Annotated in this window: 20 protein-coding genes and 2 pseudogenes; 13 read left to right on the top strand and 9 right to left on the bottom strand. The window is 65.8% G+C overall.

The window, feature by feature from the left end:
- The first annotated feature begins 36 nt into the window (after positions 1–36).
- From hpaD to hpaH, 3 genes are read left to right on the top strand one after another with little or no spacing between them, the layout of a single operon-like run.
- Entirely contained in the window at positions 37–1017 is a 981-nt protein-coding gene (gene hpaD, locus FQK05_RS23340; RefSeq protein ID WP_158971511.1) for a 3,4-dihydroxyphenylacetate 2,3-dioxygenase, read from the top strand.
- A gap of 20 nt (positions 1018–1037) precedes the next feature.
- The gene (locus FQK05_RS23335) at positions 1038–1910 is read left to right on the top strand and encodes a fumarylacetoacetate hydrolase family protein (RefSeq protein ID WP_158971509.1); all 873 of its coding nucleotides are present in this window, start codon (positions 1038–1040) and stop codon (positions 1908–1910) included.
- A complete protein-coding gene (hpaH, locus tag FQK05_RS23330; RefSeq protein ID WP_158971507.1) occupies positions 1901–2704 on the top strand; it encodes a 2-oxo-hept-4-ene-1,7-dioate hydratase in 804 nt (267 codons plus the stop codon). The genes FQK05_RS23335 and hpaH overlap by 10 nt, the downstream gene beginning before the upstream one ends.
- Positions 2705–2710: 6 nt before the next feature.
- On the opposite strand, the gene FQK05_RS23325 is transcribed toward hpaH, so the two are convergent.
- The 3 genes from FQK05_RS23325 to FQK05_RS23315 form a co-directional block, all read right to left on the bottom strand.
- Complete coding sequence (locus tag FQK05_RS23325) at positions 2711–4093, bottom strand: coniferyl aldehyde dehydrogenase (RefSeq protein ID WP_158971657.1); 1383 nt, start codon at positions 4091–4093, stop codon at positions 2711–2713.
- Between the two features lie 126 nt (positions 4094–4219).
- Positions 4220–4543 carry a DnaJ family domain-containing protein gene (locus FQK05_RS23320; RefSeq protein WP_158971505.1) on the bottom strand — a complete coding sequence of 108 codons (324 nt, stop codon included), beginning with the start codon at positions 4541–4543 and terminating at the stop codon, positions 4220–4222.
- A 50-nt stretch (positions 4544–4593) separates the two neighbouring features.
- The gene (locus FQK05_RS23315) at positions 4594–5193 is read right to left on the bottom strand and encodes a TetR/AcrR family transcriptional regulator (RefSeq protein ID WP_158971503.1); all 600 of its coding nucleotides are present in this window, start codon (positions 5191–5193) and stop codon (positions 4594–4596) included.
- Between the two features lie 114 nt (positions 5194–5307).
- Here FQK05_RS23315 and FQK05_RS23310 point away from each other — a divergent pair, with 114 nt between their 5' ends.
- From FQK05_RS23310 to FQK05_RS23280, 7 genes are all read left to right on the top strand, one after another.
- On the top strand, positions 5308–5550 hold the full coding sequence (locus FQK05_RS23310; protein ID WP_158971501.1) for a type II toxin-antitoxin system Phd/YefM family antitoxin: 243 nt from the start codon (positions 5308–5310) through the stop codon (positions 5548–5550).
- Complete coding sequence (locus tag FQK05_RS23305; RefSeq protein ID WP_158971499.1) at positions 5547–5951, top strand: type II toxin-antitoxin system VapC family toxin; 405 nt, start codon at positions 5547–5549, stop codon at positions 5949–5951. Before FQK05_RS23310 ends, FQK05_RS23305 begins: the two co-directional genes overlap by 4 nt.
- Positions 5952–6294: 343 nt before the next feature.
- A complete protein-coding gene (locus FQK05_RS23300) occupies positions 6295–6492 on the top strand; it encodes a type II toxin-antitoxin system Phd/YefM family antitoxin (RefSeq protein WP_158971497.1) in 198 nt (65 codons plus the stop codon).
- Between the two features lie 123 nt (positions 6493–6615).
- Positions 6616–6990: a hypothetical protein gene (locus FQK05_RS25935; protein ID WP_199252753.1), complete on the top strand. Its 375-nt coding sequence runs from the start codon at positions 6616–6618 to the stop codon at positions 6988–6990.
- Positions 6987–8036, top strand: a complete 1050-nt coding sequence (locus tag FQK05_RS23290) for a Rieske 2Fe-2S domain-containing protein (RefSeq protein ID WP_158971494.1) — start codon at positions 6987–6989, stop codon at positions 8034–8036. The genes FQK05_RS25935 and FQK05_RS23290 overlap by 4 nt, the downstream gene beginning before the upstream one ends.
- Positions 8033–8794, top strand: a complete 762-nt coding sequence (locus FQK05_RS23285; RefSeq protein WP_233270650.1) for a hypothetical protein — start codon at positions 8033–8035, stop codon at positions 8792–8794. Before FQK05_RS23290 ends, FQK05_RS23285 begins: the two co-directional genes overlap by 4 nt.
- A complete protein-coding gene (locus tag FQK05_RS23280; RefSeq protein ID WP_158971492.1) occupies positions 8791–9030 on the top strand; it encodes a hypothetical protein in 240 nt (79 codons plus the stop codon). The genes FQK05_RS23285 and FQK05_RS23280 overlap by 4 nt, the downstream gene beginning before the upstream one ends.
- A gap of 300 nt (positions 9031–9330) precedes the next feature.
- On the opposite strand, the gene FQK05_RS23275 is transcribed toward FQK05_RS23280, so the two are convergent.
- Positions 9331–9537: a type 2 periplasmic-binding domain-containing protein gene (locus tag FQK05_RS23275; protein ID WP_158971490.1), complete on the bottom strand. Its 207-nt coding sequence runs from the start codon at positions 9535–9537 to the stop codon at positions 9331–9333.
- 36 nt (positions 9538–9573) lie between these two features.
- Complete coding sequence (locus FQK05_RS26610) at positions 9574–11070, bottom strand: TRAP transporter small permease subunit (RefSeq protein WP_158971488.1); 1497 nt, start codon at positions 11068–11070, stop codon at positions 9574–9576.
- Positions 11071–11106: 36 nt separating this feature from the next.
- On the opposite strand from FQK05_RS26610, the pseudogene FQK05_RS26440 reads away from it, so the two are divergent.
- Positions 11107–11280 (top strand): annotated as a pseudogene (locus FQK05_RS26440) (hypothetical protein); the annotation flags it as partial.
- Positions 11281–11467: 187 nt separating this feature from the next.
- On the top strand, positions 11468–12061 hold the full coding sequence (locus tag FQK05_RS26295; RefSeq protein WP_233270649.1) for an alpha/beta hydrolase: 594 nt from the start codon (positions 11468–11470) through the stop codon (positions 12059–12061).
- 16 nt (positions 12062–12077) lie between these two features.
- Here the strand turns inward: FQK05_RS26295 and dmdD are convergent, their stop codons facing one another.
- Complete coding sequence (dmdD, locus tag FQK05_RS23260; RefSeq protein WP_158971486.1) at positions 12078–12884, bottom strand: methylthioacryloyl-CoA hydratase; 807 nt, start codon at positions 12882–12884, stop codon at positions 12078–12080.
- Positions 12885–12938: 54 nt separating this feature from the next.
- The gene (locus tag FQK05_RS23255) at positions 12939–14699 is read right to left on the bottom strand and encodes an acyl-CoA dehydrogenase (RefSeq protein ID WP_158971484.1); all 1761 of its coding nucleotides are present in this window, start codon (positions 14697–14699) and stop codon (positions 12939–12941) included.
- Between the two features lie 120 nt (positions 14700–14819).
- Between FQK05_RS23255 and FQK05_RS23250 the strand changes: the two genes are divergently transcribed.
- Positions 14820–15839, top strand: a complete 1020-nt coding sequence (locus tag FQK05_RS23250) for an AraC family transcriptional regulator (RefSeq protein ID WP_158971482.1) — start codon at positions 14820–14822, stop codon at positions 15837–15839.
- Between the two features lie 62 nt (positions 15840–15901).
- Here FQK05_RS23250 and FQK05_RS23245 read toward each other — a convergent pair.
- Positions 15902–16051, bottom strand: a pseudogene (locus tag FQK05_RS23245) (ISNCY family transposase); the annotation flags it as partial.
- Between the two features lie 571 nt (positions 16052–16622).
- On the bottom strand, positions 16623–17443 hold an 821-nt coding region (locus tag FQK05_RS23240; RefSeq protein ID WP_158971480.1), incomplete at its 5' end, for an FAD-dependent oxidoreductase.

The following is a 17443-nucleotide window of genomic DNA, read 5'->3' as shown; positions in this document are numbered from 1 at the left end:
AAGACCAAGAAGACCGGGAAAGATTGGGAGGAAACCATGCCGATCCCCGCACCGAACCTGAACCCGCCGTTCAACATCGTCCGGCTGAGCCATGTGGAATTCGGCGTGACCGACCTGGCTGCCAGCCGCACCTTCTATACCCAGACCCTGGGGTTGCAGGTCACGGACGAGGACGCGGACACGATCTATCTGCGCGCGATGGAGGAACGCGGCCATCACTGCCTGGTCCTGAAGAAGAAGCCGGAGGCCGGGATCGACTACCTGTCCTACAAGCTCTGGTCCGAGGACGACCTGGACAAGGCCCATGCCTGGTTCGAAGGCCAGGGCCATGCCGTGGACTGGGTCGAACGCCCGTATCAGGGCCGGACGTTGCGGACACATGACTGTTTCGGCGCACCGATGGAGTTTTATCACAAGATGGACCGGCTGCCGCCGATCCATCAGAAATACGAACTCTACCGGGGCGTGAAGCCGCTGCGGATCGACCACTTCAACTGCTTCGTGCCGAACGTGGATATGGCAGTAGCCTTCTATGGCCAGATCGGTTTCCGCGTGACGGAATACACCGAGGACGAGGAGTCCGGCCGTCTCTGGGCCGCGTGGACGCATCGCAAGGGCGGCGTCCACGACATCGCCTTCACCAACGGCACCGGCCCGCGGCTGCATCACACGGCCTTCTGGGTGCCGACGCCTTTGAACATCATCGATCTGTTGGACCTGATGGCGACCACGGGCTACGTCGGCAATATCGAACGGGGGCCGGGGCGGCACGGCATATCGAACGCGTTTTTTCTTTACATCCTGGACCCCGACGGCCACCGGATCGAGATCTACTGTTCCGATTACCAGACCGTGGATCCGGACCTGGAACCCATCAAGTGGGACCTGAAAGACCCGCAGCGCCAGACCCTGTGGGGCGCGCCCGCGCCCAAGTCGTGGTTCGAACATGGGTCGGTCTTCACCGGCGTCGGCACCCGCGCGGCGGAACTGAACGCCACCCCGATCATCGCGCCCTGAAACCGGGCAAGGAGACCGACATGACCACCACAGCACGGCTTGCGGCCTTTCGTCGGGATGGCGCCGAACGGTTCGGCCTGGTGTCCGGGGACGGCATCGTCGACCTGACCGACAGCTTCCCGCAATTTTCGCGGTTGCAGGACGCCGTGGTTGCCGGTGCCATGAACGACCTGATCGCGGCGGGGCAGGGCCGTGCGGCGGATTGCGGGCAGGGGGACGTCGAATTCCTGATCCCCATCGCCCGACCCGAACGGATCCTGTGCGTCGGCGTGAACTTCCCGGACCGGAACGCGGAATACAGGGACGGCTCGGCCCAGCCGACATACATGTCGCTGTTCCCGCGCTTTCCGTCCAGCTTCACCGGCCACGGTCAGCCGCTGATCCGCCCGCCGGAAAACCACACGCTGGACTATGAAGGCGAGGTCGCCGTGATCATCGGCAAGGGAGGCCGCCGGATCGCGGCCAGGGACGCCTATGACCACATCGCGGCGCTGACGCTTTGCAACGAAGGCACGATCCGCGACTGGGTGCGTCATGCCAAGTTCAACGTGACGCAGGGCAAGAACTGGGACCGATCAGGCGCAATCGGGCCGTGGCTGGTGCCCTTCACCGACCCCGCACAACTGGACGAGGCACGGATCGTGACCCGGGTGAATGGCGAACTGCGCCAGGACGACTGGCTCAAGAACATGATGTTCCCGGTACGGGAGGAGATCGCCTATATCTCCACCTTCACCACTCTGGCACCCGGGGACATTGTCATCACCGGTACGCCGACAGGGGCCGGCGCGCGGTTCGATCCGCCGCGCTATCTGGTCCCGGGGGATGTGGTCGAGGTCGAAAGCCCCGGCATCGGCATCCTGCGCAACACGGTGGCCGACGAATGGCCCTGACGCCCGATGCCATAGATCGGGCCGCCGCAGACCTGCTGGCGGCAGAGGACGGGCGGTTCCAGATCGGCCTGATGTCGCTGCGCCATCCCGGCATGACGCTGGGCGAGGCTTACGCCATCCAGGCGGCGCAGATGGCGCGGAAACTTGCCGCGGGGCGGACGATCGCGGGATGGAAGATCGGCCTGACGTCCAAGGTCATGCAGCAGGCGCTGAACATCGAAACGCCGGATTCCGGCGTGCTTTACGACGACATGGTCTTTGCCGATGGGACCACGGTGCCTGCGGGCCGCTTCATCCAGCCAAGGGTGGAGGCAGAGATCGCCTTTGTCATGCAGGCCCCGCTGAATGGCGACGTGACCCGCGACGACGTGCTGGCCGCGACAGGCTACGTGGCCCCGTCGCTGGAAATCCTGGACACGCGGATCCTGCGAACCGACCCGGCGACGGGCAAGGCCCGGATCATCGTGGATACGGTCAGCGACAATGCCGCCAATGCCGGCGTCGTGCTGGGGCCGCAACGAAACGACCCGGCACGCGTCGATCTGCGCTGGACCGGGGCCATCGTCCGCAAGGACGGCGCGGTCGAGGCGACGGGCCTGGGCGCGGCCGTGCTGGACGATCCGGTTATGGGCATTGTCTGGCTGGCCCGCCGCATGGGCCAGTACGGCCAGCGGATCGAGGCGGGGCAGATAATCCTTTCGGGCTCCTTCATCTCGCCCATCGAATGCCCGCCGGGCACCGAGATCGAGGCCGACTTCGGCCCGTTCGGCGCGGTCTCCGTCGGCTTTGCCTGACGGGACCTAGCGCATCAGGAGCTTTGCGGCGGTCCGCGCCAGCCGGCCCCAGGGCGGGCCCATCTTCTCGAACCCGTTGACGAAGCCCACCTTGAAGACGGACCGGCTGTGGCTGAAGCGCAGGAACCCGTCGCGGCCGTGATAGCCGCCCATGCCGCTGGGCCCCACGCCGCCGAAGGCCATCCCGTCCTGCGCGGCATGGATCAACGTGCCGTTCAGCGTCACCCCGCCGGAAATCGCGCTGTCCAGGATCCGGTCCAGCTTCGCCTGTTGCGTGCTGTAGGCATAAAGCGCCAGTGGCCGGGCGCGGCCTTTGATCAGGGCCAGCGCCTGGTCGATGCTGTCATAGGGCAGGACCGGCAGGATTGGGCCAAAGATCTCTTCCCGCATCAGGACGCCGGTTTCCGGCGCGCCGATCACCACGGTGGGGGCGATCTTGCGGTCGTTGGTCATGGTCGCGTCGCCCGCGGTCAGGACCGTTGCGCCCGCCGCGCGCGCCTCGTCCACCGCGGCCACCAGCCGGGCGTGGTGACGGTCCGATATGATGGAGCTGTAGTCGTCATTGCCCGCCAGCGTCGGATAGGACTTCATGGCGCTGTCGATCACCGCCCTGGCAAAGGTATCGACCTTGGCCCGCGGCACCAATGCATAGTCGGGCGCGATGCAGGTCTGGCCCGCGTTCAGGAACTTGCCGAAGGCCACGCTTTTCGCGGCCTTTTCGACGTCATAGTCGTCGCAAAGGATCGCGGGCGACTTGCCGCCCAGTTCCAGCGTCACGGGCGTCAGGTTCGCGGCTGCCGCCTGCATCACCTTGCGTCCCACGGCCGTCGACCCGGTGAAGATCAGGTGGTCGAAGGGCAGGGCGGAGAAGTCCTGCGCGACCTCGACCCCGCCGGTGAAGACGCGCACCTCGTCCTCGGCAAAAGTGTCGGCCACCACCTGCGCCAGCAGGTCCGAAAAACGGGGCGACAGTTCCGATGGCTTGATCATCGCGCGATTGCCCGCGGCCAGCACGTCGACCAGCGGGCCCAGGGACAGGAACAGCGGATAGTTCCAGGGTGCAATGATGCCCACCACGCCCAGGGGTTCCCGCCGGACCCAGGCGCGGGCAGGCTGGCTGACCATTGAAACGGGGCGCCGTTCGGGCCGCATCCAGCGGCGCAGGTGGCTGCTGGTGTGCCGGATCGCGTTCAGGACCATGCCCATTTCCAGCACCCGCGTTTCGTCCGCCGAGCGATTGCCGAAATCCTGCGAAATGGCGGCGATGAAGGCGGCCTCGTTGGTCTGGATCATCGTCTTGAGCTTGCGCAGCCGCTGCTGTCGCAGTTCCAGCGGCACGGTAGAGCCGTCACGGCTAAGACCGCGCTGCAGATCGAAGATCCGCTTCATGTCCCCGGTTCCGGACCCGGCCGTCCCGGACATTTGACCATCCATCGACATCACTCCCTTTGCACCCGCACTGTAGGGAATATAGCATGATCGGACGGGTTTTCAGGCGTGGCGTCGGGGAAAGGTTCAACCCGAATAGTACTTGCGCCGGGCTTCCTCCTGGATCGCGAGCTTCAGCTGCAGGTCGGCCAGCTTGCGCATTTCCTCCTTTCGCGCCGCCGGGTCCACGGTCGCTTTCAGGACCTCCAACTGGGCGGCGACGGCCTTCTTCAGCTCGATTTCCTTGGGGACGGCCCCGGCTTCGGCCATGATGCGAAAGCCCGCGGCCTCGGCAAAGTCGCCGGTGCCGTCGCTGTGCTGCAGGGGCTTTCCGGCGCCCTTCAGGTTATCCAGCTGGCCTTCGGCCTGGGCCTTCAGGATCTGACGTTCGGCGAGATCGGAGAATTTCATGGCAGTGCTCCCTGATTGGGTCTGATGACGGTGCGCGGGGACCACGCACCCTATGGGGTGGGCGCCAGAAGGGCGCGTTGGATTTCATCGTAGACGGGCCAGAACAGCGTCAGCCCGTCGGGGCCGCGGTTCTGGAAGGCGACCAGCGTGGCCGTCACCATCATCGCGGCGGGCAGGGGGGCCATGTCGGGACGGAACAGGCCCTGATCCCGGCCGATGGTCAGGATCCGCGTGTAACGGCCGGCCCAGAGCGCCTTGAATTCGGCCATGGTCGCCGCCAGCCCGGCCTGTCCGCCGGCCGCCTGTTCCAGCTGGGCGAATGTCGCGGCCAGGTCCGGGCGATGGATCAGCGAGTCGTGGAAGGCCTGAACCTCTGCCCTCAGCTGCAGTAGGGCGTCTTTGGCAGGGTCAGGTTCGGGCGGCAACAAGGCCAGGAAGGCATCGCGCGTGGTTTCGGCAATGAAGTCCAAGAGCGCGGCCTTGGAGCGGACATGGAACTGCAGGGTCGAGACGCTGATCCCCACCCGCGCCGCGATGTCCCGCGTGCGCAAACCCGCCAGCCCCTTTTCAGCCAGAAGATCCCGGGCGGCCTGGGCGATCATCTCGCGACGTTCATCGCGGCGGACATAGTGTTGGGTCTGGGTTTCCATGAATCGATCATTTGATCGATTTGTCTCGAAATGCAAGGGGCAGCAGCACGGCAGCCGTTGCAATTCGGCGAAATCGGTCCTATCTGACTAGGTAACTGGTCAGGAGATGATGCAATGATCCCGCTTCAGGATGCCAAGGCGCGGTTTTCGGCGCTGGTGGACGCAGCACTTTCGGGGCGCCCGCAAGAAGTCTCGCGCCGGGGCAAGCCCGCGGTGGTGATCCTGTCGGCCGACGAATACCGCCGCCTGCTGCGCGAGGCGCAGGCGCAACGGCCCGGTTTCGTCGATCACCTGATGGATTTCCCGGGGACCGAGGTGGAACGGGCCAAGGCCCGGCCCCGCGACGTTTCGTTTTGATCCTGATCCTGGATACCAACGTGATTTCCGCCGTGCGGCGCCCCGACCGGGCCCCGCAGGTGGCCGCGTGGCTGGCGCAGCAGGACGAAGGCGACCTCTACCTGTCCGTCATCTCGCTGGGCGAAATCGAACGCGGGATCCGCCGCCAGGAAGGCCCGAACCCGGAATTCGCCCGGGACCTCAGGGGCTGGCTGGACCGGACGGCGCGCGTCTTTTCCGACCGGATCCTGCCCTTCGGGGCCGAAGACGCGCTGATCTGGGGAGAGCTTTCCGCCAGGATCGGACACCCGGGCGCGGATCTGATGATCGCGGCGCAGGCCCTGGCGCGGGACGGTGCGGTCGTGACGGGAAACGGGTCTGATTTTCTGCCGACGGGATGTCGGCTCGTCGATCCCTTCTGATATCCCGTTCGAACGCAAAGAACCGCGCCGTAGCCCGACCGCTGCCCCAGAGGCTGAAGCAACAGACACCCCGCAATGGGTCCAGAGCAGCGGAACCGCTCCGCGACGGCCACGCAGCGCCCGATCGGCAGCTTCCAATTCGGCGCAGGCCCCGGACTGTGCGGCAAGGGCAGCGCTGCCGCAAGCGACGGACCGGGCCTATTCTCCGGCCCCTCGCCCACGTGAGACGTCGGCCAATCCTTGCCAGAAGCATCCCGCACCGCCGCGGGGGCGCTTGAAACCGAAGGCAGCGGTTCACAGGTCAATCCTACCGGACCGGGGACCAGAACCGGAGGACCGACCCATGCACGTATCCGTAGAAACCGCCCAATCCACCCTTTGCCAGCTGATCGAAGCCGTTGCCCGTGGCGAACGCGTCATCATCGCCCATGCCGGCGAGCCGGTGGTCGAGCTGGTGGCGCTGGTCCGCACCGACGCGCCGGCCCGGAACCAGCCTATGCCCCTGACCGAAGAGGATCTGCGCCTCTGGGGCGCCTGGTAGGCGCGGCCCGGGGCCGACCCGGGCACGGCGGGCACGCCCTGAACAATTCCCGGCCATCGTCCGGGCCAGATGCTTGCATGCGTCCTGTGGGCCGGGCACTCTTTCCCTGAAAGGGGAAACGAAATGGCCGCCTTCATCGTCGCAGCTGCTGCCCTGTGGGCCAAGATCGGGCTTGGCGTGGCGGTGCTGTTCGTCACGGTGGGCGCCCCGCGCGTCGAACCCGGCGCGCGCAATGCCTGGACTTTCCGGCCGATGCTGATCCCGGCCGTGGTGCTGATCTGGCCCCTGGTGCTGTGGCGCTGGTTCGTGCTGGAGACCGGACGCGACCGGCCCCATGCCCGCCACCAGCCGCCTCTGCGTGCCCATGCGCCGATCTGGATCGTTCTGGCCATCATGATCCCGGCCGTGTTCCTGACCGGCACCCTGCTGCGGCAGAACCTGGCCGAACTGGCGCGCGCGCCCGAACAGCTGTCCGACAAGGCCGGGGCGTCGCAATGAGCGTCTCCTTCGTGCCGGTCCAGTGGAACCGCTGGAAATGGATCTATGATGCCGTGCTGGTGGCGATGGTGGTCCTTTACGTCGTGGCCTTCATTGCCGTGGGCACCCCGGCCGCGGGGTTCGAACGGCCCATCGACAGCGATATCCTCCGGGCGCGGGCGCTGGGGTCATGCGCGTTCCTGATGGTCTCGGTCATCCTGATGATCGGTCCGCTGGCGCGGCTGGACCGGCGGTTCCTGCCGCTGCTCTACAACCGCCGCCATTTCGGGGTGCTGACCTTCTTCGTCATGCTGGGCCATGCCCGGTTCGTGCTGGGTTGGTACTTCGCCTTTTCGGACCTGCCGACATGGCGGGCGCTGCTGTCCGCCAACACGTCCTATGGCCAGATTCTGGGCTTCCCATTCGAAATCCTGGGCCTTGCGGCCCTTCTGTGCTTTGCCGTGCTGGCGACGACAAGCCACGATTTCTGGCTTTCCTTCCTGACCGCACCGGTCTGGAAGCGGCTGCACATGCTGATCTATCCCGCCTACGTCCTGATCGTGGGTCACGTCACGCTGGGCGCGCTGCAATCGCAGGGCACCCCGGCCTTTTCCGTCGTGGTCTGGATGATGGCGCTGGCAGTCATCGGCCTGCACCTTGCGGCGGCCCTGTCGGACCGTCCGGCGGCCCCGGTCCGGAGGGACGGGCCATGGGAACGGATCTGCCGGGTGGCCGAGATCGAGGAAGGCACCGCCCGGATCGGCCTTCTGGGCAATGGCGACAAGGTGGCCGTCTTCCGCCACGACGGCGCGCTGAACGCGATTTCCAATGCCTGTGCCCATCAGAACGGGCCGCTGGGCGAAGGCCGCATCGTCCACGGCTGCGTCACCTGTCCCTGGCACGGGTTCCAGTACCGGCTGCGCGACGGTCGCAGCCCCGACCCGTTCACCGAAACGGTGCCGACCTACAGGCTTGAAATCCGTGGGCCGTGGGTCTGGGTCGATGCCCGCGCGAACCCGCCCGGAACCGATGTCGTACCCGTCCCCGTGCCGGAGGCCGCGGCATGAGCGTCCCGGACAAGGACATCTTCTTCATCGGCTGGTCGAAGAAGCTGCCCGTGGGTCTGCGCCGCATCCTGCCGGCGGTGGCGGTCCTGCTGCTTCTGGCCTTCCCGGTCATGGGCTATGTCATTGCCCTGGGGCAGGACAATCCGGGCACCGGTCGGTTCCGCTGGGACCTTGGCCCGCAGGAGGTGACCGGCGTCCTGACGACCACTCCCTATCCGACCGTCACTCTGACGGAGGAAACCGAACTGTTGCCGAAGGGCCATGTCCTGATGACCGCCGGCCCCGGCAAGCGCGGCGCGGATCTGGCGGCGGCAGGGTCCGGGGACCTCGTGACCGTCCGGGGCGTGCTTCTGACCCGCGGGTCGCTCGACATGATGCAGGTCGATACCGTCTCGACCGTGGGGCGGGGGGACCTCGCCCCCGACGAAACCCTGGGCCGCTGGCGCCTGACCGGAGAGATCTGCGACGGAAAGTGCCTGTCGGGCGCGATGCGCCCCGGAAAGGGCCTGTCCCACAAGGCCTGTGCCGAACTCTGCCTGCTGGGCGACGTGCCCCCCGTCTTCGTCACCCCGGCACCGGTGGTGCCGGAACTCGAAGGGTCGGACTTCCTGCTGCTGGCAGGCCCCGATGGCGGGCCAATGCCGGATGCGCTGTTGGGCAAGGCGGCCCTGCTGGTGGGCCTGGACGGGGAAATCCTGCGCCGCGGCGACATGCTGATCTTCCGGGCCGATCCGGATACGGTCGAGGTGCTGAGATGATCGTCCTGCGCCAGATCGCAGGCCTTGCCCTGGTGGCCCTGCTGACCTGGGCCGGCTGGTTTGCCTGGGGCCACTATGGCCAGTTCGCCAATATCGCCGGCTGGACCGGGATCCGGTCCCTGGCCGGGCTGCAGGACTGGCTGATCACCCTGCGCCTGCCGGTCCTTGCCGTAGGCGGGGCCCTGATCCTGACGCTTGTCTCGACAATCCTGAAACGGCTGGGCCTTGGCGCCTGAGGCCACCCCCATCTGAGGCGGTGCGTGGAAACTACGCCCCCTATCCGGCCCTATCCGGCGTCGGAAAGCGGCGACCGTCACGGGAACCTTGGCCGCGCAGCAAAGCCCGTCACCTTAATCTTCAGAAGGTGCCGCCCTTCAGCACCACGACCCCACTTCTTTGATCTTCAAATATCCTCGGGGGAGTCGCCCGAAGGGCGGCGGGGGCAGAGCCCCCAACAGCCCCGGCCGAACCAGGTGCCAGACAACGAAGAACGCGACCCGAAGGCTCCGCTTTCCGCCTGATCCTCGCGACCGGGATCAATGCCTGTTGATTTCGTCCAGCATCTCCGCCGGCCAGTTCTGCGACAGCGGGCTTTCCAGGTACATTCTCTGCGCATGGTCCCGGAACGCGTCCATGTCCGGCACACAGACCTTCAGACCCTCGTCCTCGAAGAACGCCTTCAGCTCGGCCTCCTGGTCCAGATATTGCCGGTCCGACGAGTCGGTGGCCTTTTCGACCGTCATCTGGATCTTGACCCGCTGCTCTTCCGTCAGGCCCGTTCACAGCCTGGCCAAGATCACCGGCATGCCAAAGCCCACATTGTGGTCGGTCAGCGCGATCTGGTCGGTGACGTCGTGGAACTTCATCGTCTTGTCGCTGGGCCGCGGATTGTCCTGCCCGTCCACGACACCGGACTGAACCGCCGTGCAGAGCTCGGTGTAGGGGATCGGCACTCGGTTCGCGCCAAGCGCCTTGCCCAGGAACTGCCAGCTTTCGCCAGCAGGCATCCGCCGCTTCACGCCGGCCATGTCGGCGGGCGTCCAGATGTCCCTGCCACCCTTCAGGTTCACCTGGCGGGTGCCACAACAGAACGTCCCCAGGATACCGGCCCTCAGCTTGTCGCCCGGAATCCGCCGGATCGCGGCCGGGTCGATCCTGCGGGCGAAGGTATGAAAGCTGTCGAGGGTCAGGCCGACAGTATGGTCGAAATGGAAGAGGTCGACCCCAGGCTTTGCGCCGTCGGAATGACGATCAGCACGATGATCAACAGGATCGCCCCGCTTTCCAGGATGCAGCCCGGCACCAGGAACAGGACGTAGATCGCGGATCAGCAAACCCACCTTCGACCGCTCGAACCGGGTCAGCCATTCCGGCAGGGCGTTCGGCACGTATTCCCGGGTGATCACGTACTGGAAGATCAGCGCCCCCGCGATCAGGATTCCGATGGTCACGGTCGACCGGGCCGAGGCCAGCAGCGCCTGATAGAACTGCCCAGCCGGCACGGACCGATACAACGCCACAGGGGCGAAAAGTGGAGCAGGCGGTCGGCGAGCGAGCCCACATTCATGATGTCGGCCGCCAGGATGAACAGCCGGATCACCAGCAGCGCGGAGGGATTGAACAGGCCCTGCAGCAGAGTTTCCGCAGCGATGGACGGGTCGCCCCCCCGCAGGATCAGGTAGATCGAGGCGGCGCAGATCATCGCCAGCCCGCCGATGGCCAAGAAGGCCAGCAGGACCACCGACGCCCAGAACGGATCGATCATAGTCATGTGCCTCGGCGTTCGGGCCTTCGATGAAGCTCTGGGATTGCCCGGTGACCGCCTTCCAGATCGTGATCAGGCAGCGGACGATGACCGAAAGGGCGAAGGCGATGCAGATCGCGAAGACATGGTCGAAGCGGATCTTTATATAGGCCACCTTCTCGATGGCCATGAAGGTGATGTCGTCGACGACCTTCGGCAGGGTCCAGATGAAGATCGCTGCGCAGATGGCCGAGGCCAGGACGTCCAGCACCTGCTGCGCCCCGCGCGGCAGGATGGAATAGAGGATATCCAGCCGGATCACGTCGCGTTCGGCCACAACGAAGGCACAACCGGACAGGATCCCCCACAGCCAGGCAATGGCCACGAATTCGACCGTCCAGCCCAGCGGCAGGTTCAGCACATATCGGAACACGATCTGGATCAGGAACCGGCAGAAAAGCGCGGCCAGCACCAGCGCCAGCAGGTTTTCCGCCCGCCGGTGCAGCCATGCCTGCCGGACCTTGCCGATCATTCACGCCCTAGGGGCCGGCCCTGAGGCGGGGACCGGCTGGTCCGTCTTTCAAAGCTTGGCAACCTGTCCGATCGCGTCCCCGATCACGTTCGCGGTGTCGAACAGGGCCTGTTCCGCCGTGGCCGGACCGCGCTGGAACTGCACTGGCATATCTCTGCGCTGTGCTATTTCAACGTGTCGAACCGGGCCACCTTCAGCCGCATCTTCGGGCAGGAACTGTTCGGCGAGATGGGTCAGCACAGGCTGCGCCGCCATGTCGGCGACATGATCATGGCCTTCGCGATGCGCGAGACCACGCCCGAGATCCCGCGCGCCGCAGAGGACGCCCGCACGATCGACCCCGACATCTTCCGCTTTCTTGAAGTCTGCGACGCCAAGTGGTCGGCGGTGCCGACCGATGCCACCCACGCCCGACGGCGTGGAGACGGACGAGGTACACTGGATCGGGTCCGGCGGCGGGCCGGTGCGGGTGCGCCAATTCCGGAACGGCAAGGGTGGGGTGCAGCCGGCGCTGATCTACATGAACGGCGGCGATTGGGTGCAGGGCAGCCCCGAGACGCATTGGGACATCACCGCCCGGCTGGCGGCCTGGGCGGGGGTCACCGTGATCTCGGTCGATTGTGCGCTGGCGCCGGAACATCCGTGCCCGGCCGTGGTCCTGCAATGCCGCGCCGTGCTGCGGTGGGTCCATGCACGGGCGCGAACCCTGGGGATCGATACCGACCGCATCGCCCTGGGCGGCGACAGCGCCGGCGGCAACCTGGCGGCGGTGACAGCGCTTTGGGCCCGCGATCAGGCAGTGCCGCATGGCCCGGTGTCTATCGGAAACACTGGCCTGACCCCGAAAGGATCCGCTTGCCCGAATTTACCGTCAGTTCCAGATGCCGACGGGGCGGTACAGACCGGGACCCTTTTCGGCCAGCGTCCGGGGCAGGAGGAGCCTTTCGGCACCCCCCGTTTACAATCGTATCCAAGTCCGCGAGGTCGCTGACCCCTGCATGGCCGGCTCAGTCGTTTGGCCGAACCCGCGCTGCCGACTTGTTGGCAAATGCCTCCAGCCGCTCGCGCGCGGCGGGCTGGGTGTTGACCACGCCGGCCACCACGGCTTCGGCATAGGCCGCATCCATGCCCGACATGTTCTGCAGGTGGCTGATCGCGGAACAGATGGCAAAGTTGGTCAGCGGCAGGTTGGCCGCCACCTTTTCCGCCAGTTCCAGGGCCTTGTCGAAACTGGATCCTTCGGTGATGTACTGGGCCAGCCCCAGGTCGACGGCCTCTTGCCCCTGATAGACGCGCCCGGTCAGGATCATGTCGATCATGCGGTACTTGCCGATCATGTCCGACACACGGATCGTCGCGCCGCCCCCGGTAAAGATGCCGCGCTGACCTTCGGGCAGGGCAAAGTAGGTGGTCTGGTCCATGACCCGCACATGGGCCGCACTGGCCAGTTCCAGCCCGCCACCGACGACCGCACCTTTCAGCGCCGCAATGATCGGCACGCCGCCATATTCCATCTTGTTGAAGGCTTCGTGCCAGCGCAGGCAGACATGCATGAAATCGTCCGGGCTGCGGTCGGCTTTCCAATGTTCGATCAGGTCGAGACCGGCACAGAAGTGATCCCCCTCGCCGGTCAGGACCACGGCCTTGACGCCGATTGTGCGCGCAGAGCTGAAGAACGAGACCAGTTCCTCGACAGTGGCGACATCAAGCGCATTGCGCTTGTCAGGGCGGTTCAGCGTCACGATGGCGATGCCGTCGCCGTGCTCGCGGATGGCGAGATTGTCGTAGGTGAGGCGCTTCTTGTCCAAAGCCATCGAAATATCCTTGTGATGCAGGTGATGCGACCCGACACGGGCCGCGAGATGTGTTCAGAGGTCCGCGCCCATCAGGCTGGGCGCACCCGCCGTGATGCGCACGCGTTCGCCGGCGCAGTCAGGCAGGATGTGATGCGCGTAAAACGAGGCGGTCGCGATCTTGTTCTTCATGAAGGCGGGCGCCTCGCCCCGGTCAAGCGCGTTGTGCGCGGCCAGATGGGCGCGGCCCATTTGCCAGCCCGCCGCAAGGGTCCCGGCCAGCATCAGGAACGGCACGCTTCCGGCATAGGCCGTGTCGGGATCGTCCGGGGCGACATCGAGAAGAAACTCAAGGCTCGCCTCGAATTCCAGGCGTGCGGCCCCAAGACGCTCGGCCAAGGCAATCCCATCGGCCTGACGCAGGGCGTTTTCGGTGTCCGCAACCATTGCCGCGAAGCGGCGCGCGACCCTGCCACCGTCGCGCAGCACCTTGCGGCCAAGAAAGTCATTGGCCTGAATCGCGGTCGTGCCTTCGTAGATCGGCAGGATCCGCGCATCGCGGTACAGCCGGGCGACCCCGGTCTCCTCGATGAACCCCATACCGCCGTGCACCTGAATGCTGTCAGAGACCACCGAAACCGCCCGCTCGGTACAAAAGCCCTTGACCAGCGGCACGAGGAATTCCGCCATCTCGTGGGCCTCGGCACGGGTGTCGCCCTCGCCATGGCGCGCCAGATCCAGCCAGCCCGCCGTTGCGGCCACCAGTGCCCGGCTGCCCTCGACCAGCGCCCGCATCCGCATCAGCATCCGGCGTACATCCGGATGGTGAACGATCGCCACCGCCCCAGCGGACGAGCCGTTGACCGGGCGGCCCTGCACCCGCCCCCGCGCATAAGCCAGCGCGGCCTGACAGGCGCGTTCGGCAATTGCCACACCCTGAACGCCGACGGCAAAGCGCGCCGCCGTCATCATCACGAACATGTAGCCAAGGCCGCGGTTTTCCTCGCCAACCAGAAATCCGGTGGCGCCATCGAATTCCAGCACCGTGGTCGGGCTGGCGCGGACCCCCAGCTTGTGTTCCACACCGACGCAGGTCACCGCGTTGCGCGCGCCCGGCGCCCCGTCTTCCGACGGCAGGAACTTGGGCACCACGAACAGGCTCAACCCCTTCGGTCCCTCGGGCGCACCCGGTGTCCGCGCCAGGACAAGGTGGATGATGTTGCGCGACATCCCGTGCTCGCCGAAGGTGATGAAGATCTTGGTGCCGCTGATCGCATAGCCTCCACTGCCGTTCGGCACGGCCCTTGTCCGCACCAGCCCCAGATCGCTGCCGGCCTGCGGCTCTGTCAGGTTCATCGTGCCGGACCATTCGCCCGAAATCAGCTTGTCGAGATAACGCGCCTTCTGCTCGTCGCTCCCCGTCACGGTCAGGGCCTCGATTGCCCCGTCGGTCAGCAGCGGACAAAGGCCAAAGCTCATGTCGGCGGCGTTCAGCATCTCTGTTGCCGCCGCGCCGATCACCCGCGGCAGGCCCATGCCGCCATGGTCCTGGCCATGCGCAAGGCTCTGCCAACCCATCTCCACGAACTGGGCATAGACCTCGGCATAGCCTTCCGGCATCGTGATTTCGCCGCCGTCCAGGCGTGCCCCGGTCCGGTCCCCGGCGGCGCCCAGCGGCGCGACCTTCTCTGAACAAAAGCGCCCGAAGGCTTCCAGAACCGCGGCGGCATCCTCTTGATCGACATGGGAATGGCACGGCAGGGCGCCGACCATGTCCCACCGGGACAGGTGCCGGACGTTGAAAAGAATGTCCTCTATCGGCGGATGATACACCATGCCCATGCCCTCTTCGCACTATCTCTGCGTGACATGTGGCCGAGCACGTTTGACCGAACAATCTCTGTTCAGGACAATGGACTATCATAAAGTGACATTTTCGCGCTAAGGGCGCAGATCATGACCCGTTCCTATCAGACCGACATCTCGACCGTATCGCACAGCCTGATCGAGGACTGGCTTGCCGCCCTGCACGGCTATTGTTCAAAGGAACAGATGACCCGTTTTCTGCAAGAGGCAGGCTTTGCCGCGAGCGCGCACGGGACCGGCGGCCGCGTCACGCTCGACGAGATCGTGCGGCTGTATCAGGTCGCCGCGACGCGGACGGGCGACGAGATGATGGGGCTCTGGAGCCGCCCCATCCGCCAGCGCGCACTGCAACATCTGGCGACAACGGTGCGAGAGGCCTCCAGCCTGCCGGCCGTGCTCTACCGCTTCTCGACCTTCTGGAACCTTCTCCTCGATGACTTCCAGTTCGAGCTCGACCGGAACGAGGGGCGGCTGACCCTGTCGCTGGTGCCGCGACAGGCCGGGGCGGTCCAGCGTTTCGGCCACATGCTTATCCTCAAACTGGCGCATGGTCTGCTGTCATGGCGCGCCGGACGAGAGGTCCCGGTCGCCGCCGTCTTCTTCGCCTTCGAACGGCCGGCCTTTGCCGAAGATTACCCGCTGCTTTTCCCCGCACCGATCCGCTTCGGGATGCGGCATTCGGCAATTGCCTTCGACACCGCCCGGCTTGGCCCCGCCATCGAACGCAGCAACGCCGAAATGGCCGCCTTCCTGGAACGCGCGCCGCGGGACTGGCTTTTCACCAGCTTCCACGAGCACAATCTGTCGCTGCGCATCCGCGACATGCTCTTTTCCGCGGACTGGCTGGACTGCCGGCTGTCGCAGATCGCGCCAAAGCTGGGAATGACCCCAAGGACGCTGATCCGGCATCTGCACGCGAACGACACCTCTTTCCAGGCCATCAAGGACGGTCTGCGCCGGGACATGGCGATCCGCGACCTTCAGGCCGGCCGCAAGGGCATCGAGGAGATTTCCTACGGGCTCGGCTTCTCGTCCTCGTCGAATTTTCACCGTGCCTTTCGCCGATGGACCGGCGTCCCGCCATCTGCCTATCGCATTCGGTCCGGCTGAAAATGCGTCCACTAAACCGGCATTAATACCTTGGGCCATGTCCCGTCATGCATTTGGCGGCTATCCGAGATACCCGCCAGCCGCAGCTCCTTCACCAGCCGGTCCTGCAACATCCGGTTCGCCCGCTCGACCCGGCCCCTGGCCTGGGAGGAATTGGCACAGAGGATCTCCACGTTCAGCTCGTTCAGCGCCCGGCCGAACTGGGTCATCCCGGAACACGCCCAGCAACCGTTGAAAATGTCTGACGAACTTTTCTGCGGCTCAGTCCGGGCACATTCGCAGCCGCGACCCTCGTCATCCGATCCTGCGTTACCTGGCTCAATACCTCGATCCGGTTCAACGCGCGCTCGCTGATCGCAATCCATCCCACCGCCACGCTCCAGTCCTGCACCGACAGGGACGTGTCACACTTCGACTTTGCACATGTGGGACATTCTGACTTTGCGGTCACAGCCAAATCTCACATAATGAGAGTTATGTAAAAAAGACACACAGCACGGCCTGCAGAACCCGGTGCCGGCCTTGCCCGGTGTCCTTCCGACAACACACGAGTGCAGGCAGATACAACGAACACGGCTACAGGACCTGCCGTCCAAATCGGGCCCGCAAGCGTACGGAGGCACTGACACACGGACGGGCCCGAAACCGAACCCTCCCGCGGCAGAACTGGGCAAAGGTCGCGGGCGCCTGTCAAAAGCCGTAGGGTGCGTGGTCCCCACGCACCATCACCGACCCACTTTCACAACCCGTGTGGGGTGCGTACTCCGCACGCACCGTCACCGCTCAGATAAGCGCCCCGCCGGACTCCAGCGCCGCGCGCACCGCCGCCGCATCAGGCGCGGTCCCGGTCTTGGCCGTCAGCGCCGCGGCCACGCCGGCCGCTTCGCCCGTGGCAAAGGCCGTGCCCATCACGCGGATGGAGCCATAGGCCATCGAATCCGCCCCGATCACCCGGCCGGCGTAATAGAGGTTGTCCAGCCCCTGCGCCCGCACTGCGTCATAGCGCACGTGGAAATAGCCTTCGCCGCCGACGAATTCATAGATCGGCTTGCCGGCTTCTGTGTGGTTCTCGATCGGCCAGGCCGCGCGGGCGATCCCGTCCTGGGTGCGTTGCCCCGCCAGCACGTCCGCGTGGCTGACCTCGTAGCGCGCGGCCGGGTGGCGCGTCTCGCGGATGCCCAGTTGCGGGCCGGTCTGGGCCAGCCAGGCGTTTTCGAAGCCCGGCACGGTTTCCTTCAGCACCTGGACCAGCGTATGCGCCATTTCGCGGCCCGTCTGTTCGGCCTTGGTGAACGAGGCCGAAGTCAGGTCCGGCATCTCCCGGTCGATCACCAGCCACCAGAAGTCGGTCGTGCCCGTGACCTTGGTGTAGATCCCGGCATCGGTCCGGTCGATCCGGTGTTCAGACCGGTGGTTGAACTCCGCAATCGCGGCCTGCATCCGCTGGCGGTCGATCTGCAGACCGGCCGGCAGGCCGCCGATCCGGATCGGCACCGTGGCGGCCTGCAGCTGGCCTTCGCCATTGCCGACGCGCATCGGCTGGCCTGCGACCAGCGACAGGTTCGCGTCCCCCGTTGCATCGACATAAGCCCCGGCCCGCGCCT

The sequence above is a fragment of the Chachezhania sediminis genome (assembly GCF_009765275.1).
GTDB classification, from domain to species: domain Bacteria; phylum Pseudomonadota; class Alphaproteobacteria; order Rhodobacterales; family Rhodobacteraceae; genus Chachezhania; species Chachezhania sediminis.
This window is presented reverse-complemented; position numbering and strand designations above follow the sequence as displayed.

Excerpts from the sequence above, each read along its gene's own strand:
- hpaD (WP_158971511.1), top strand. The coding sequence starts at position 37 with ATGCCGATCCCCGCACCGAACCTGAACCCGCCGTTCAACATCGTCCGG.
- FQK05_RS23335 (WP_158971509.1), top strand. The coding sequence starts at position 1,038 with ATGACCACCACAGCACGGCTTGCGGCCTTTCGTCGGGATGGCGCCGAA.
- hpaH (WP_158971507.1), top strand. The coding sequence starts at position 1,901 with ATGGCCCTGACGCCCGATGCCATAGATCGGGCCGCCGCAGACCTGCTG.
- FQK05_RS23325 (WP_158971657.1), bottom strand. The coding sequence starts at position 4,093 with ATGAAGCGGATCTTCGATCTGCAGCGCGGTCTTAGCCGTGACGGCTCT.
- FQK05_RS23320 (WP_158971505.1), bottom strand. The coding sequence starts at position 4,543 with ATGAAATTCTCCGATCTCGCCGAACGTCAGATCCTGAAGGCCCAGGCC.
- FQK05_RS23315 (WP_158971503.1), bottom strand. The coding sequence starts at position 5,193 with ATGGAAACCCAGACCCAACACTATGTCCGCCGCGATGAACGTCGCGAG.
- FQK05_RS23310 (WP_158971501.1), top strand. The coding sequence starts at position 5,308 with ATGATCCCGCTTCAGGATGCCAAGGCGCGGTTTTCGGCGCTGGTGGAC.
- FQK05_RS23300 (WP_158971497.1), top strand. The coding sequence starts at position 6,295 with ATGCACGTATCCGTAGAAACCGCCCAATCCACCCTTTGCCAGCTGATC.
- FQK05_RS25935 (WP_199252753.1), top strand. The coding sequence starts at position 6,616 with ATGGCCGCCTTCATCGTCGCAGCTGCTGCCCTGTGGGCCAAGATCGGG.
- FQK05_RS23290 (WP_158971494.1), top strand. The coding sequence starts at position 6,987 with ATGAGCGTCTCCTTCGTGCCGGTCCAGTGGAACCGCTGGAAATGGATC.
- FQK05_RS23285 (WP_233270650.1), top strand. The coding sequence starts at position 8,033 with ATGAGCGTCCCGGACAAGGACATCTTCTTCATCGGCTGGTCGAAGAAG.
- FQK05_RS23280 (WP_158971492.1), top strand. The coding sequence starts at position 8,791 with ATGATCGTCCTGCGCCAGATCGCAGGCCTTGCCCTGGTGGCCCTGCTG.
- FQK05_RS23275 (WP_158971490.1), bottom strand. The coding sequence starts at position 9,537 with ATGACGGTCGAAAAGGCCACCGACTCGTCGGACCGGCAATATCTGGAC.
- FQK05_RS26610 (WP_158971488.1), bottom strand. The coding sequence starts at position 11,070 with ATGATCGGCAAGGTCCGGCAGGCATGGCTGCACCGGCGGGCGGAAAAC.
- FQK05_RS26295 (WP_233270649.1), top strand. The coding sequence starts at position 11,468 with ATGCCACCCACGCCCGACGGCGTGGAGACGGACGAGGTACACTGGATC.
- dmdD (WP_158971486.1), bottom strand. The coding sequence starts at position 12,884 with ATGGCTTTGGACAAGAAGCGCCTCACCTACGACAATCTCGCCATCCGC.
- FQK05_RS23255 (WP_158971484.1), bottom strand. The coding sequence starts at position 14,699 with ATGGTGTATCATCCGCCGATAGAGGACATTCTTTTCAACGTCCGGCAC.
- FQK05_RS23250 (WP_158971482.1), top strand. The coding sequence starts at position 14,820 with ATGACCCGTTCCTATCAGACCGACATCTCGACCGTATCGCACAGCCTG.